Genomic DNA, 15,131 nt, shown 5'->3' with positions numbered 1-15,131 from the left:
GCTGTTTCTTTGCTACTTATTTCATCATAGCTTCGTTCTTAAACTCCATAGTTCTGGGAAAAAGTGTTGATCGAGTGCTCTTTTTAAATACGTTACACCTGATGATCCGCCAGTACCTTGCTTATTACCAATAATCCTTTCCACTGTGGTCATATGATTAAAACGCCATAATTGCTGTTGGTGGCCAATGTCCACTAACTTTTCGCCCAGCTCATATAAGTCCCAATATTGCTCAACATCGCGGTAAACTGTCAGCCACGCCTCTTCTACACTTGCATTTGGCTCATATCTTTGTGACCAATCCCTGCTGATGGCTTCTTGATCAATAGGTAATCCGCGCGCTACAAGAGCATTAATCGCCGCGTCATAAATACTTGGCTCATGAAGGGCCTGCTGCATTTGCTCGTATAAATCTGTTTGGTGCTGATAGACTGATAGCGTATGGACATTTTTGTTTCCTAATGCAAATTCAATCAAACGATTCTGATAAGACTGGAATCCGGAAGATTGTCCCAGTTTATCCCTGAACTCCATGTATTCAGCCGGTGTTAAGGTTGAAAGGACATTCCATGACTGGATCAATTGCTGCTGGATCCTTGAAACGCGCGACAGCATTTTAAACGAAGGTTCCAGCTTGTTTTGGCGGATGGACTCAGTTGCTGCTGTCAACTCATGTAAAATGAGCTTCATCCATAGCTCACTCGCTTGATGGATAATGATAAATAGCATTTCATCATGATGATCGGAACATCTATGTTGACTGGTTAAAATCTTATCAAGGTGGAGATAATCTCCGTATGACATCGATTTTTGAAAGTCGGTTTGAATTTCTTTCTCTAGACCCGTTATTGTTTGTTCATTGTTATCCACATTTTTCATTCCGCAATCTCCTCACTTTTCCATATGCAAAAACTATTTATTTCGTCATTCTATTCTATCTTCTTTTCCAGAGATTCTTCCATTACATTATGGTTAATATTTCTTCTTTTTGAAATAAAATAAGCAACAGCTAAAAATAGTAACCAAGGAATCCCGAATTGAAGCATGATTTTGAAATCCGTAAACCATGACGTAATCATCAAACTAAATAGAAGAACGGCTCCTAGTATCGTTAAATAGGGAAAACCAATCATCCTTACCGGTAACTTGCGTCCGCCTGTTTTATCCCATTTAACCCTGAAAAACAAATGGGAAATGAAGATCATGAGCCATGTGAACATAGCACCGAACATGGAAATCCCCATCATGAAGGCATAGGATGAACCAGGAAGTAACGCATGAACGCCTGCAGCGATGAAAATCCCCGTTGAAGAGACTGCAAGTGCTTTTGTAGGAACACCCCTTTTGTTTAACTTTCCTAAAAAGCTAGGTGCATTTTTCCCACGTGCCAATGAAAACATCATCCGTGTTGAAGCATAGAGCTGAGCGTTCATGGCAGATATGGCAGCCGTTAAAATAATAAAGTTCATGATCCCGGATGCACCTGGAATGTTCAATATTTCCATCACTTTTACGAATGGACTTACCTCGATCCCAGCCGTTTTCCAAGGAACGATCATCAGCATGATGCCGATTGTCAGCACATAGAAAGTGGATAAACGGAACACAGTCGCTTTTAATGCTTTTGGGACAGCTGCATCCGGATCTTTTGCTTCCCCTGATGTAACCGCTATCAATTCAGTTCCAAGAAAGCTGAATAAAGAGATAAATACGGCTATCCACATCCCCTTCAAACCAAATGGGAAAAAACCGCCTTCATTCACGAAGTTCTCAGGTCCTATATGGGGCTGTTCGGATGAACCGAATAGTACATAGGCTCCAAGAAGGATAAAACCAACAATGGCACTTATTTTAATAAAGGAGAACCAATACTCAAATGTCGCGAATGTATTCACGCTGGTAGCATTTACATAAATTAGGACCCCTGCAAACAACAAAATCCATACGATTCCCGGAACGCTCGGAAACCAATAATTCATATATACGCTGACTGCACTTACTTCAACCCCAACAGCCAAAACATTGCCAATCCAATAAGAATAGCGGACAAGATAGCCTGCCATAGGAGTCATGTACTTTTCCGCAATGGCTCCAAAAGATCCGGAAGTAGGATGGGCAACCGTCATTTCGGCTAAACAGCCCATCAACAGTAAGACAATGAACGCCCCAAGAGCATAACTGAGCAATACACTTGGCCCTGCAGCTTGAATCGCAAGCCCGCTGCCAAGGAATAGCCCCGTCCCGATGGCACAGCCCATCGCGATCATGGAAAGCTGATTTGTTTTCAGCTCACGTTTTAATCCTTTTTCTGGCCCATCTTTAAAGTTCAATTGAGTATTTTTGTTCTCCATAGTTCATCCCCTTTTTTTCAAAAAAGATTTTATCCTGCCCTAATTAACTAACCATTTGAGGGATGAGCCTCATCTGGCGGAATTCCATGTTAGGCGACCACTTCACGCTCATTCTTGAATTTTTCATATTGTTTTTCTGACATGATTTTCTTTAGTATTTGTACAACTTCCCAAACTTCTGCGTAGGAAGTATATAGTGCAACCGGAGCGAGACGAATGATGTTAGGTGCTCGGAAATCTGGAATGACACCGTTCTCTTTCAATGCCTTGCATATCCGTGCAGCTTCTTTATGCTCGAGGCTTACATGACCTCCGCGGCGTATGTCTTCTCTAGGAGTTCCAATGAAAAATCCCATGTCTTCCAATTCGAATTCGACTAAATCCATTAAATATTGATTGATTTTCAGGGATTTTTCGCGAATATTCTCAATTCCCGCTTCTATAAAAATGTCCAAAGACCCAATCAAAGGCGCACAACTTAACACATGCGGCGTGCCAATTTGATACGCCCCTGCTGATTCAGCTGGTGTTAAGGTATGTTCCATATCGAATTGTTTATCTTTTTTGGAGCCGAACCATCCAGCCAATCCAGGCATCGTTCCAAAATGTTTTCGATTTACATATAAACCGCCAACACCGCCAGGGCCGCCATTTAGATGTTTATAATTGCACCAATACGCAAAATCCACATCCCATTCGCTGAATGAATGCGGGATGGCACCGATAGAATGGCATCCGTCAAATCCGATTACAATTCCTCTTTTATGAGCTTCATCAGTCAATCGTTTCATATCCAATATTTGACCGCTGCGATACAGGACCGTTGGCAAGATGATCAAAGCGATGTCATCGGTCATTGCTTCGATAATGTCATCTTCTTCAAGAAATCTGCCATCGCGGCTTTTCACGCGGATGAGATCGGTTTCCGGATCGTATCCATGTGTACGCAGCTGACTTTGAAGAGCATAAATATCAGTCGGAAAGGTTAATTCATCTGCCAAAATTTTTGTGCGCATTCCTTCAGGCTTATAAAAAGTAGCTACAAGCTGATGCAGATTCACAGTTGTGGAGCCGGTTACAATAACTTCCTCGGGAGAAGCTCCGACCAATTGGGACATCTTCGCGCCCAATTTCTCAGCCATGAAAAACCATGGGTGATTCCCTTGCGTCCATCCATCAATCCCATGCTCTTTCCAATCTTCCAAAGACTCCAGAAGAGTGCGTTCAGCTCTTTTCGAAAGAAGCCCCAATGAGTTTCCATCCATATAGATGGAATCCGGCTTTAAATAAAACTCTTCTCGAAAACCTTTAAGCGTATCATTCTCATCCATTTGTTTAGCGTGATCCAATGTATATTCAGAAACCATAATCATCCTCCTATATTAGTCTTTTAAATAATTCTAGGAGAATCGTACCAAAGAATATGACATGATGTCAATAAGTTAATTCAGAAAATTATAAACATTGAATCGAACTTTCCAACAAATGTTTTTTATTTTATGGAAATCCTTTATGCTAGAAGATAAGGGGAGGAATAAGCATGGAGAATGGAAAAGTAGGGGATAAACGGCATTTACGCTCGATCATGACACGACAAAAGTTATTGGAAGCTGCAAAGGAAATATTTCTTGAAGAAGGTTATCAAGCTGCGCTTATTTCCCAAATGATCAAAAGGGCAAACATCGGATACGGAACGGCCTATGTTCATTTTAAAGGGAAAGAGGATCTGTTAATTGTATTAATGGAGAATGTAATGGAGCAATTCTATGAAATTGCCGAGACCTCTTTCTTTCCAAAATCAAAAGACGAAGCAAAACATATCATAAACAGACAAGCTAATGCATTTTTGAAAATGGCAGAAGCTGAACGCAATATGATGCAAGTTTTCGAACAGGCCATTGGGATATCAACCATTATTTCAGATAAATGGAAAGCGATCCGCATGAAGTTCATTCAGCGAATTTCAAAAGACGTCGCCTACGCACAGCACAATGGGCTGGCAAGAGCTGAACTAAACCATGAGCTTGTGGCAAGAGGGTGGTTTTTCACAAATGAAATGTATCTGTGGGAAATCGTCCGAAACGAACACCAAAGTACTGTCGAAGAAATTGCTCAAACCATCACCTCAGTTTACGTCGAAGGCTTGTATTTGTAATGATAATGACAGTTCACCAATCTTCCGGTTTTATCGGAAGATTTTTTTATTTCAAAACACACGAGTAAAGTTGTAGAATTCATGAGTAAAACGCTAAAACTCACGAGTAAAGTTGTAGAATTCACGAGTAAAACGCTAAAACTCACGAGTAAAGTCGCAGAATTCACGAGTAAAACGCTAAAACACACGAGTAAAGTTGTAGAATTCACGAGTAAATCGCAAACTTACGAGTAAAGCGCAAATTCATGAGTAAAACGCTAAAACACACGAGTAAACCAGCAGAAATCACGAATAAAACGCTAAAACACACGAGTAAAGTTGTAGAATTCACGAGTAAAACGCTAAAACTCACGAGTAAAGTCGTAGAATTCACGAGTAAAGCGCAAATTCATGAGTAAAACGCTAAAACACACGAGTAAACCAGCAGAAATCACGAGTAAAACGCCTAAACTCACGATTAAAACAGCAAAATTCACGAGTAAACTGCTAAAACACACGAGTAAAGCGCAAATTCACGAGTAAACTGCCCAAAACCACGATTAAAACACCCTCATTAGCATCGGACTTACAGCGTCTACGCCTTAAGTCTTACTAGAAAATATAGCTAAGGCTCATTATACGAACTTGTAAAAGTAGATAAGATATAAACATAGAAAGGAGGACGAAAACAATGAAGAAATTTGGTTTATTTATTGTAGGACTGATCGCACTTTTCCTGTTGCTGGCGAACGTTGGTCCACTGATCAGCCTGGCGATTTGCTTGGCGATCCTATACTTTGGATTCAAGCAGTTCATGAAGTCCGAATCGACAGGGGCGAAGATTGCGTGGGGATCAGTCTCCATTATCGTGCTGATCGTTTCTATTTCCCATATCCCGGCAATATTGGGACTGGTGGCAGCTTATGTTCTTTACCTGGTTTATAAAAAATGGAATGAAAATGATGAAAGTGCATCATCGAAAGAAAATGACCCATTCTCAAATTTTGAAAGAGAGTGGAAAGAGTTGAATAAGAACTAATAGAAGGGATGGAATTGAAATGGGTAATTTATTTTCAAGAATGAAACAAACGATTTCAGCGGATTTTCATGACTTGTTGGATAAGAAGGAGCAAAAAAATCCGATTGGAATGTTAAATCAATATTTGCGTCAATGTGAGCAGGAGACAGAAAAGGTCGGTAAGCTGCTTGAACGTCAATATCTTTTGAAAGAAGAGTTTACCCGTGAATATAATCAAGCGCAAAATCTAGCTGAAAAACGTAAGCATCAGGCTGAGATTGCCAAGCAGTCGGGAGAAACCGATCTAATGGAATTTGCTGTCAAGGAAAGCCTGCACTATGAAGATCGGGCGTTAAGTTTGAAAGAGGCGCATAAAAGTGCAGAGGTTCAGTTGGCTGAACTGGAGCGGAAATATGAAGAAATGAAGCATAAGCTTAAGGATATGCATCTAAAGCGGTTGGAACTGATGGGCAGGGAAAATATTGCCCGGGCAAACAACCGGATCAATCGGGTTTTGGACGGGGGCAGTTCCGAAGCCAAACCGGTAGCGATGTTTGAAGAAATGGAGCATTATATCGATCGCATCGAGCACCAGGTCCATACAGATTATAATCGGCATACGATCGATGCCAGGATTGTCCAGCTTGAAAAAGAATTGGAACAGAAAGAAGCGTAAAGGTTTTTTAAGGCATCGCTGTTACCCCCTGACCTTTTGGAATGGAGGGCGGGGGAAAACAGGCTGTCAGAACGTGATAATTTCATGGTATTCTTAAAAGGCACGGGTTTCTGTGCCTTTTAAGAATATCATGATCATATACAGGGGAGGCGAACCGATGTTGAACAAGATGAAGACGGACTATATGGGATGGATACTTCTCATCGGAGTCGTCCTGCTTTTTTTAGAGATTTCATTTACGGGTGGAGGTCTCCTTTTTTCCCTCGCTTTTTCAATAGGATGCATCTATTTAGGCAGGAAATTCACAAAACGGACAATCGGGAAAATCCTATTTTTTATAGGGCTGATTTCCCTGATCATCACAGTCTTGAATATGTTCGTCTTTAGATTTTTCCTAATGGCAATCCTCATTTATCTTTTGCTTTTATATTATCAGTCCAAAAAGAATCCTGATTGGGTCAGTCCCATTTTAACCAATGATGATTTGGACGAAGAAAAGATCAATAAGGAACGATTGCTGAAAACCGATTATCTATTTAAAAATAAATTGTTCGGTCATCAACAAACGGCCGAACATGTATATGAATGGAATTCCGTGAATATTCAGGGCGGGGTCGGAGATACGGTTATCGATTTAAGCAAAACGATTTTACCGAAAGGCGACGCTGTCATTTCGATCAGGAATATCATTGGCAATATCACGGTGCTTGTACCGTATGGCATCGAAATCAGGGTCCATCATTCTGTCATTGCAGGCAGAGCGCGGATTTTTGAAAATAAGCCTGAATCCAGGGTCTTTAATCAAATTTATTCCTACCAAACGGAAGGGTTCAATGAAACGGATCACAAGGTTCACATCATTACTTCAATCTTAGTTGGGGATTTAGAGGTGAAGCGGATATGAGCATACTGACACGGCAGATATTGACTGCCCTTGGTGTTGCTTTCGTTCTTTCCCTTGCCTTGCCGGCGGTGGTTTTCTTTATCTTTCCTTTATCCGACTGGAGTTTATTGTGGGAGAAAGTGGTCATGGGATTACCCTTCGTCATATTCCTGCCAAGCCTGGTCATGACGGTAGGGCTGATTTATGGAGTCGTTTCGGGAATGTTTTGGAAGAGGCAGCTCGAAAGGGTGGATGAAGGGCTGCATTTCCTTGAACAGGGCCGCTTACCTTCGCAACAGGAAACGTATCCGGTTCAAGAGATGGCTAAAATGGCGGAACGGATGCAACTAATCCATAAGCAAATCAATGAGCAGACAAAATTATCGCAAAAAATGGCGAATGAAAAGGCCATTGATCAGGAGAAACAAATCCAGGAAATCGTTTCCCAGGAACGAAACCGTTTGGCGCGGGAGCTGCATGATTCGGTGAGCCAGCAACTGTTTGCCGCTTCGATGTTCATGTCGGCCATCACCGAATCACAATCCGATATGGAAAAAACGGAAATGAAACAATTCAAGGTAGTGGAAGAAATGATCCATCAATCCCAGCTTGAGATGAGGGCGTTATTGCTTCACTTGAGACCTGTTGCATTAAAGGGAAAATCTTTACATGAAGGAATGAAGGAGCTTCTTTTGGAATTGGCCCAAAAAGTGACGATGGATATTAATTGGAAGATGGAGCCTGTCACTCTGGATAAGGGGATTGAGGACCATCTGTTTCGGATTTTACAAGAATCAATTTCCAATACACTGAGACATGCAAAAGCGAACTCGCTTGAAGTGCTATTGATCGTTCGTGATGGGATGATCATTTTGCGAATAACGGATGACGGCATCGGTTTTAACGTCGAGGAGTCGAAAACGGGATCATATGGTCTGCAAAACATGCATGAACGGGCTGTTGAATTAGGCGGAACGATGCAAATTGTAAGCGTTCCGAATAAAGGGACGAAACTTGAAGTGAAAATCCCATTATTAAATGCTGGAGGTGATCATGATGATTAAAGTATTATTTGTCGATGACCATGAAATGGTAAGGATAGGGGTATCGGCTTATTTATCCGCACAGTCGGATATCGATGTGATTGGGGAAGCGGACAATGGCTTGAAAGCAGTCGAACTGGCAATGGAATTGCGTCCGGATATCATTTTGATGGATTTGGTGATGCCGGAAATGGACGGCATAGAAGCGACGAAACGAATTATTGAAAAATGGCCAGAAGCAAAGATCATCATTGTGACAAGCTTCCTGGATGATGAAAAAGTGTACCCGGCATTGGAAGCGGGAGCGACGAGCTATATGCTGAAAACATCAAAGGCCAGCGAGATTGCGAGAGCCGTCCGTTCCACTTTCCAGGGTCAAAGCGTACTTGAACCGGAAGTGACGGGAAAAATGATGGAAAAGCTGCGTCGCCCAAAGATCACCCAGCTTCATGATCAATTGACAAACCGTGAAATGGAAATTTTGCTGCTGATGACACAAGGGAAAACGAATCAGGAAATTGCCGATGAACTATACATAGCCCTGAAAACCGCCAAAGTGCATGTCAGCAATATATTAAGTAAGCTGGCCGTGCAGGACCGCACGCAAGCAGTGATTTACGCATTTAAGCATTCGCTCGTTCATGACGAACAATGATGCAAAAAAAAAGGGGCTGTCCCAAAAGGATAAAACCAGCCAAAAAAAAGCAAATAAAAAAATCAAGAATGCTGTTAAATCAAAATCTTGATTTTAAAGAAGGGGTGTCAATAAGTCTAAATTGGACTTATGAGACAGCCCCCTTTTTCTATGGTTCTAGGCAGAGACTAGATAAGGCGAGAAATCGCCATCTAACGTCTGTGAACGGGAGGGATAAGGAGTTGATAGACTCGCTGCTGTACCAAGACCCTCTTGGGGTCTCAAAAGGACATTACCTTGTAGCCCCAGTCTTTATGTTTCACTCTTTTTATTCATCTTATGATTAGCCAACAATAAACCTATTCCAACAATCCCACCAATAATGGTTACTGTGAAACTTTCAGGTGTTCTGGTGGTGACACCATATAGAAAGCATCCGAAGAATATGACCACGATAAGAGTGTGGAATAAACGATGTTTTGACATCAAAACACCTCTTTTATTTAGTTGTGATACTTGTACTTAGTTGTAGTCTTACCTTTGTAGTTGATCTTTTCATAGTATATTGTTTTTGACTTAAATTTATAAGATTTAAGGTCACTTTTCTTAATGTAGTTTCTAAATGAAAGACTACCATGATATAACTCTTTCCAACTAGTATATGTAGCAACTGCAAAAGAGCCGACACCTGCAGTAGTCCCTAAAAATCCTACACCACCCAATACAACCCCACCAATAATCAGACCTTTAAGCCTATCCGGATTTTGGTAGACCAATGAATAGTCTTTTGGAGGTACTTTCATACATTTATATGCAGGATAACATGCTGCTGCCGGTTCTGGTTTTGCCAGTGATGTAATGCTAAACATGCTGGTTAATAGGATAACGGACAATAAGGCTTATAAAGTTTTACTTCTCACGAACATTCCCCTTCCAAAGACAAATTTAAGCTCACTTTGTGTTTAATAGATATTTTAATTCATAACTTTATAGTAATACAAAGTGAGAGGAACGAAATTCCAATTTTGAAATGGGACGTTGCTGTTTTGAGATGCTTATTTATTTGTTGAATGGAAAAGCTATTGCTTACCGTCTACCTCACGAACTAGTTGGATGGTTCGAATCGTTTAGACTTATTTGTAGTTAGTTATTGAACTGCCCTTAAAATATCTGGCCAGATAAGTGTAGACAATTCAGTGTTTTCTACAATGACTCTATTCCAGAGAATCCGTAGAATTAAGTCAATCTTCCTCTGCGGTATCGAGCCTCGTTCCGTATATCCGATAAAGAACCAAAGCGAATACCATTCCTATAAAGGAGATGGAGGAAATGAACAAGTAAAGGGTCTTCCCGCCATATGCTCCATATATGGCTCCGCCTATATAAGAAGCAATGATCCCCGAAACCCCGAAGAATAGCAGCGCCAGTACGGTCTGGCCTGTGGCACGCCATTCCACCGGAACAATCCGGTAAAGATATTGAATGGCCGCCGAGTAGAAAATCGGGAAAGTCAATAGCTGCATGACTTGCAAATAAGCTAATAGCTGTGGATCGGTAATCCACGCAGAGACGAAATAACGGATAAAGAAAAACGCTGCTGCAAACGAAATGATGATGATTTCCTTACCTTTGCGCAGCCACCAGAAGCTTAGGGCGAATACAACGATTTCACTTCCCGCCGCTAAGAACCAGGTCAAGCCTACAAGCTTGGCACTTCCTCCAAGTTCCCGGATATACACTCCGAGGAAAGTATCGTTCATCCTTGCTGGAACAGCACAGATAAAGACCAATAACAGAAAGAGAAGTGTCTCTTTATTGCTAAAAAAATGCTTAAGGCTGCTTAAGGTGACAGGTTTTCCTGAAACGGGTGCATCAGGCATCATCCAGCTGACAATGAAACTGATCAAACCTATGCCCGCAAAAAGGAACGCAAGGCTGTTCGCTCCGAAATATGACATAACATAGCCGGTGATCAGCGATATGACCGCATAACCCAATGCACCATATGTCCGGATGGAGCCGTAGCTGATCCCGGATTTCTCTGCAATCGTAAAATTGAGGCTTTCCGTCAGGGGATCGATCGGCATCAGAAAGAAATATAGCAGCATGGCAAACAGGATGAGCTGAAGATAACTGCTTGAATCATAGAGGAAATAACCGATTACGCTCGAGAAAAAGATGAGTAACAACAGGACTTTTCGTATAGTCCTTGTTTTGTCGCTGATCATTCCCCATAAAGGCTGGGTGATGAGGGTGACAAAACCTCCTGTACCGACGATGAATCCGATTTGGGCTGGACGCAAACCTTGATCAGCCAGATAGACTGGGAGAAACGGAATGAAAATGGCAAGCAGTCCAAAATATAAAAAGTTAAAACTCTTTAATAATCGTAATGCTTTCATAAAAAGTATGATACCTCACGTGTTCTGTAGAGTGGATTGATTTCAGACCATGTTATTGTATCATTGATGACAGAATTTGAAAAAATAGTTTTAAAATAGTTTGGTTTCGAGGTTAAATCTCACTTTTGTAAAATGGATGTAAATGATAGAATTAACACTTATTGTCAATCTGAGAGGGTGGTATTTCATGGATCAAGACACAAAAGTGATTCAAGAGTTGCAGGAATTGAAGCAAAAAGTCGGTCATCTTGAAGACTTATTAACACAGCAGAATAAGAAGGAAAAAGCTGGACCATTTCGAATATTCCTGGACGCAGTAGGCTCACTGCTATTTGGATTAGTTGTTGTAGGACCGGTTATAGTGATTGTCGTTGGGGTTCTGATGGTGGCTGCATCCTGGTCAGGGATGGAGTTTTAAACGTTTAGGAGAGTCTGGGCTTTTATGAATAGATTGATTGATTAGGTGAGCAGGAGTGTTGTTATTGAAGGATAGGAAGAGGTTTTTTTATATATTGTAATTTTATTCGCAACGAATGTATGATTTAAGTATTACATCTTTTCTTAAAAAGGGGATTTTAAGATGAAAGTAGTGCTATCTTTTGCAATAGCCATGATTGCACTTACAGTGTTCTGCAATAGCTGATAATGGAACCAGTGAATTGAAATGGTATAAAACCAAAGAAGAAACAATTAAACATGGCATTAAAGAAGAAAAGATGAAAAAAGAAGACATCATTGGAGAAGTTAGTGAAAACGGATGAAACATTTGTTATTTATAAGAAACAATTAGAAGAAGGCTTGGGAGTAGGGGTTTCAAGCATAAGTGAGCAAGAAGGAAAGTTTGCTTGGTATGACCCTGATCAAGAAGTTCTTGTTAAAAACGATAAAGTCAAAAAGTATTCTTCCCAGATCAGTTGGGGAACAACAACACAATCAGGAAAGGATTATACAATTTACACTGGATTAAGTGAAGATCAAAGTCCTATCGTTAAAACACAAACTAGTGAAGTAAGCCCTGCAATAGACAAGAAAAGTGGGATTTATTTCTATATAGAGCCTGCTAAATAAGTCATAAGAACTTTTGTTGAATTTACGAAACTACTGGTAAATTGAGGGTATCCATAAAGGGAACTCTTTGTCTTTAGGAAACCTTGCAAATACGCTTCAACCATCATGTGATCTTCATTTTCATCTTTTAAGACTATCTAACACTTGATTCTGCAGCCGCAGGATGTTCCTTAAGTGCTAATAAATTTGTATATTATTTGTCCACCATTATCCTATAATTGGATCAAGGGCTTTCACGATTTCCCCTAATTTGTTTCTTTGAAAATATTATCCTAAGAAAGTTATTGACAAATTTACCTTGAGTCCGTATAGTATGGGATATTATTAAAAATATTCAGATATAATTTTTGAAACGCAATGATCAGGAGTAGTAAAAGCTCATTATTCGGTAAAGAGAGCTGCGGGTTGGTGCAACGCAGTCCAATGATACTTTGAACTTGCCTGGGAGTGGTAAAGCGAAAGATAGGAATTATTCCATTCTTTTGTTTTAACGATTGACCTTCGTTACAAGGTTTTTAAAGCAGGGTTCTAGAAAAGAGCCAATAAGAGTGGTACCGCGGTAAGCTTAAGGCATATCGTCTCTTTCTTCATTTGATTATGAAGGAAGAGACGATATGCTTTTTTTGATTTTGGGGAGGTAAGGATATGGAAACGGAAAAACGGAATTTACAGAGGACAATGACTTCAAGGCATATTACGATGATGGCATTAGGCGGTGCCATCGGGGCAGGTTTATTTAAAGGAAGCAGTTCAGCCATTGATATGGCAGGACCTTCCGTAATCATTGCGTACTTGATAGGAGGCATCATCCTATTATTCATCATGCAAGGTTTAGCTGAAATGGCGGTCCGTAATAGCGGTGCACGAACATTCAGGGATTTGGTCGAATCGATTTTAGGAAAGTATCCTGCCTATTTCCTGGATTGGATTTATTGGAAAATGTGGGTATTGAATATCGCGGCCGAATCAGTGGTTGCGGCGATTTTCCTTCAATATTGGCTGCCTGGATATCCAATCTGGATACTGGCATTAGCTGTTTCGGTTTTAGTTACTGCGGTTAACTTGCTGTCGGTAAAGGTTTTTGCTGAAACGGAGTACTGGCTTGCTTTAATTAAAATTACCGTCATCATTGTGTTCATCATGGCTGGATTATTGTTGCTGCTCGTTACTTTTGGTGATCATACAGCCGTCGGTTTTTCTAACTTGACCGAGCATGGCGGTTTCTTTCCGAATGGATCGACAGGTTTGATCACGGCGATGCTGGTGGTAATCTATTCATATGGCGGTACGGAAATCATCGGGGTCACATTAGCTGAAACGAAAAATCCTGAAAAAGTGGTTCCAAAGGCCGTTCGCAGTACATTGGTCAGGATCATTTCTTTCTATATCATTCCTTTTTTCATCATCGTTAGCTTAATTCCCTGGAACGAAGTAAACGGAGTGCAGGAAAGTCCGTTTGTAATGGTCTTTCAAATGATCGGTATTCCTGGTGCCGACCATATCATGAACGCCGTTGTTCTTTTAGCGATCATTTCATCGATGAACTCCGGGTTGTATGGTTCATCCCGCGTTCTGTATACTCAAGCCGTGGATGGTCGCGTTCCGAAAATCTTTTCCCGTTTATCCAAGAAGAAAGTACCTGTTCCCGCAATCTTAATGTGTACTTCCGCTTTATATGGCGGTGTACTGATTTCCTTATTTGCTGGAAGCAAGACCTTCGATTTCCTAATGGGTTCGCTGGGATATACCGTATTATTCATCTGGTTGATCATTGCTTTCGCCCATTTGAAATCACGTAAACAGTCCGGAAAAACAAGTGCCTATTCGGTTAAATGGTTCCCGTATACGACTTGGGCAGCGATCATCGCTTTAATAACGATCCTGATCGGAATCATTTTCACGACTTCCATAATCGTTACGGTCATTACACTTTGCATCTACATCTTCATTTCCTTAACGTTTGTATGGAAAAAACGCCATAACAAAATCTAGAGAAGGCGGAGATATCACTTTTGCCTTCTCACATATAAGTTTCCGTTTCAAGCCGTGGTATATGCCATGGCTTTCGTTATGTATTCTTGGTCTGATGGAAAGTAAGAGATATCCATTTTACTAGTTCATGGGATTCATTAACTTTAGCAATTAAAGAGTTAATCTAGTGTAAAATGTTGTATAATAATCTTTGGAAAAAAACCAATATATTGAAAGTCGGAGCGAGCTATGAAAAACAATTCCTTACTATCCTTTCACCCGTTATATTATTTAATACTTTTGGTGATTACTAGTTCCATCTATTCAATCATCAATCAATCTTCAGGTCATGCTGTCGATGTTACGACTATAATAGATGGGGAGATTCCCTTTATTAAAGAATTTGCCGTTCCGTATTTACTTTGGTATCCGTTTATTTATGGATTGCTGATTTACTATTGTTTTGTTGACCGAAAGCACTATGTCGTAGGATTAGGCAGTTTGATATCAGGGAAACTTCTCTGTTTTCTTGTATATTGCCTTTGGCAAACGACAGTTCCGCGTCCAGAAGTGGTGGGCAATGATATCTTTGCCCAGTTAATGCGATTCGTCTATAGTCATGATCAACCAGTCAACTGTCTTCCCAGCATACATGTACTGACCACATTCATCATGATGATCGTCGCCCATAAGCGGAAAGAAGAGCACAAATGGGAGTATGCCAGTGTCACTGCATTCGGAACACTGATCATCCTCTCCACGCTATTTACGAAACAGCATGCTGTATTGGATGTACTCGCAGGAATACTCCTTGCATGTGGCGTATATGCAGCTGTCCAGTATACGTTCCAAGGGCTATCGGCTTTTCAGGCCCATCATTACGCAGCGAGGCAAATTAAAAAGTGACATATGAAAAAAGCCACCGTAAGAATATTCGCTCCCATGAGCTGA

The 15,131-nt window shown here is 40.8% G+C and carries 17 protein-coding genes and 1 other annotated feature; of the genes, 11 read left to right on the top strand and 6 right to left on the bottom strand.

Annotation, left to right across the window (positions count from 1 at the left end; translation table 11 throughout):
- Positions 1–24: 24 nt before the first annotated feature.
- The 3 genes from kynA to kynU all read right to left on the bottom strand — a co-directional run bounded on the left by kynA (position 25) and on the right by kynU (position 3,718).
- The gene (gene kynA / locus ACIQZD_RS05125) at positions 25–879 is read right to left on the bottom strand and encodes a tryptophan 2,3-dioxygenase (protein ID WP_402898951.1); all 855 of its coding nucleotides are present in this window, start codon (positions 877–879) and stop codon (positions 25–27) included.
- 50 nt (positions 880–929) lie between these two features.
- Positions 930–2,351, bottom strand: coding sequence for an amino acid permease (locus ACIQZD_RS05120; protein ID WP_402898948.1), 1,422 nt, complete (start codon positions 2,349–2,351; stop codon positions 930–932).
- A gap of 89 nt (positions 2,352–2,440) precedes the next feature.
- Positions 2,441–3,718: a kynureninase gene (kynU, locus tag ACIQZD_RS05115; RefSeq protein WP_402898945.1), complete on the bottom strand. Its 1,278-nt coding sequence runs from the start codon at positions 3,716–3,718 to the stop codon at positions 2,441–2,443.
- A 173-nt stretch (positions 3,719–3,891) separates the two neighbouring features.
- Here kynU and ACIQZD_RS05110 point away from each other — a divergent pair, with 173 nt between their 5' ends.
- The 7 genes from ACIQZD_RS05110 to ACIQZD_RS05080 all read left to right on the top strand — a co-directional run bounded on the left by ACIQZD_RS05110 (position 3,892) and on the right by ACIQZD_RS05080 (position 8,760).
- Positions 3,892–4,506 carry a TetR/AcrR family transcriptional regulator gene (locus ACIQZD_RS05110; RefSeq protein ID WP_402898942.1) on the top strand — a complete coding sequence of 205 codons (615 nt, stop codon included), beginning with the start codon at positions 3,892–3,894 and terminating at the stop codon, positions 4,504–4,506.
- 245 nt (positions 4,507–4,751) lie between these two features.
- On the top strand, positions 4,752–4,904 hold the full coding sequence (locus ACIQZD_RS05105; protein WP_402898939.1) for a hypothetical protein: 153 nt from the start codon (positions 4,752–4,754) through the stop codon (positions 4,902–4,904).
- 272 nt (positions 4,905–5,176) lie between these two features.
- Positions 5,177–5,524 (top strand): lmo0954 family membrane protein, encoded by a 348-nt coding sequence (locus ACIQZD_RS05100; RefSeq protein WP_063232490.1) that lies wholly within the window; start codon positions 5,177–5,179, stop codon positions 5,522–5,524.
- A gap of 19 nt (positions 5,525–5,543) precedes the next feature.
- Positions 5,544–6,179 carry a PspA/IM30 family protein gene (locus ACIQZD_RS05095; protein ID WP_137018631.1) on the top strand — a complete coding sequence of 212 codons (636 nt, stop codon included), beginning with the start codon at positions 5,544–5,546 and terminating at the stop codon, positions 6,177–6,179.
- A gap of 157 nt (positions 6,180–6,336) precedes the next feature.
- A complete protein-coding gene (gene liaF, locus ACIQZD_RS05090; RefSeq protein ID WP_402898934.1) occupies positions 6,337–7,083 on the top strand; it encodes a cell wall-active antibiotics response protein LiaF in 747 nt (248 codons plus the stop codon).
- A complete protein-coding gene (locus ACIQZD_RS05085) occupies positions 7,080–8,126 on the top strand; it encodes a sensor histidine kinase (RefSeq protein WP_402898931.1) in 1,047 nt (348 codons plus the stop codon). The genes liaF and ACIQZD_RS05085 overlap by 4 nt, the downstream gene beginning before the upstream one ends.
- Positions 8,119–8,760 carry a response regulator transcription factor gene (locus ACIQZD_RS05080; RefSeq protein WP_402899949.1) on the top strand — a complete coding sequence of 214 codons (642 nt, stop codon included), beginning with the start codon at positions 8,119–8,121 and terminating at the stop codon, positions 8,758–8,760. Before ACIQZD_RS05085 ends, ACIQZD_RS05080 begins: the two co-directional genes overlap by 8 nt.
- A 291-nt stretch (positions 8,761–9,051) precedes the next feature.
- On the opposite strand, the gene ACIQZD_RS05075 is transcribed toward ACIQZD_RS05080, so the two are convergent.
- The 3 genes from ACIQZD_RS05075 to ACIQZD_RS05065 form a co-directional block, all read right to left on the bottom strand.
- Entirely contained in the window at positions 9,052–9,225 is a 174-nt protein-coding gene (locus tag ACIQZD_RS05075; protein ID WP_402898928.1) for a hypothetical protein, read from the bottom strand.
- Between the two features lie 17 nt (positions 9,226–9,242).
- Positions 9,243–9,461 (bottom strand): hypothetical protein, encoded by a 219-nt coding sequence (locus tag ACIQZD_RS05070; protein WP_402898925.1) that lies wholly within the window; start codon positions 9,459–9,461, stop codon positions 9,243–9,245.
- Between the two features lie 519 nt (positions 9,462–9,980).
- Positions 9,981–11,141 carry an MFS transporter gene (locus ACIQZD_RS05065; protein ID WP_402898922.1) on the bottom strand — a complete coding sequence of 387 codons (1,161 nt, stop codon included), beginning with the start codon at positions 11,139–11,141 and terminating at the stop codon, positions 9,981–9,983.
- A 187-nt stretch (positions 11,142–11,328) separates the two neighbouring features.
- Here ACIQZD_RS05065 and ACIQZD_RS05060 point away from each other — a divergent pair, with 187 nt between their 5' ends.
- From ACIQZD_RS05060 to ACIQZD_RS05045, 4 genes are all read left to right on the top strand, one after another.
- Positions 11,329–11,559 carry a hypothetical protein gene (locus ACIQZD_RS05060; RefSeq protein ID WP_402898919.1) on the top strand — a complete coding sequence of 77 codons (231 nt, stop codon included), beginning with the start codon at positions 11,329–11,331 and terminating at the stop codon, positions 11,557–11,559.
- A gap of 329 nt (positions 11,560–11,888) precedes the next feature.
- Positions 11,889–12,209 carry a hypothetical protein gene (locus ACIQZD_RS05055; protein WP_402898916.1) on the top strand — a complete coding sequence of 107 codons (321 nt, stop codon included), beginning with the start codon at positions 11,889–11,891 and terminating at the stop codon, positions 12,207–12,209.
- 348 nt (positions 12,210–12,557) lie between these two features.
- Positions 12,558–12,795 (top strand) — a binding site (T-box leader).
- 59 nt (positions 12,796–12,854) lie between these two features.
- Entirely contained in the window at positions 12,855–14,201 is a 1,347-nt protein-coding gene (locus ACIQZD_RS05050; RefSeq protein WP_402898913.1) for an amino acid permease, read from the top strand.
- A 228-nt stretch (positions 14,202–14,429) separates the two neighbouring features.
- Positions 14,430–15,086: a phosphatase PAP2 family protein gene (locus ACIQZD_RS05045; RefSeq protein WP_402898910.1), complete on the top strand. Its 657-nt coding sequence runs from the start codon at positions 14,430–14,432 to the stop codon at positions 15,084–15,086.
- Positions 15,087–15,131: the final 45 nt, after the last annotated feature.

Origin of the sequence: Peribacillus sp. NPDC096447 (assembly GCF_044762725.1) — a bacterium.
Taxonomy (GTDB): domain Bacteria; phylum Bacillota; class Bacilli; order Bacillales; family DSM-1321; genus Peribacillus.
Note: the sequence above shows the minus strand (reverse complement) of the source record. Positions and strands in the feature narration are given on the sequence as shown.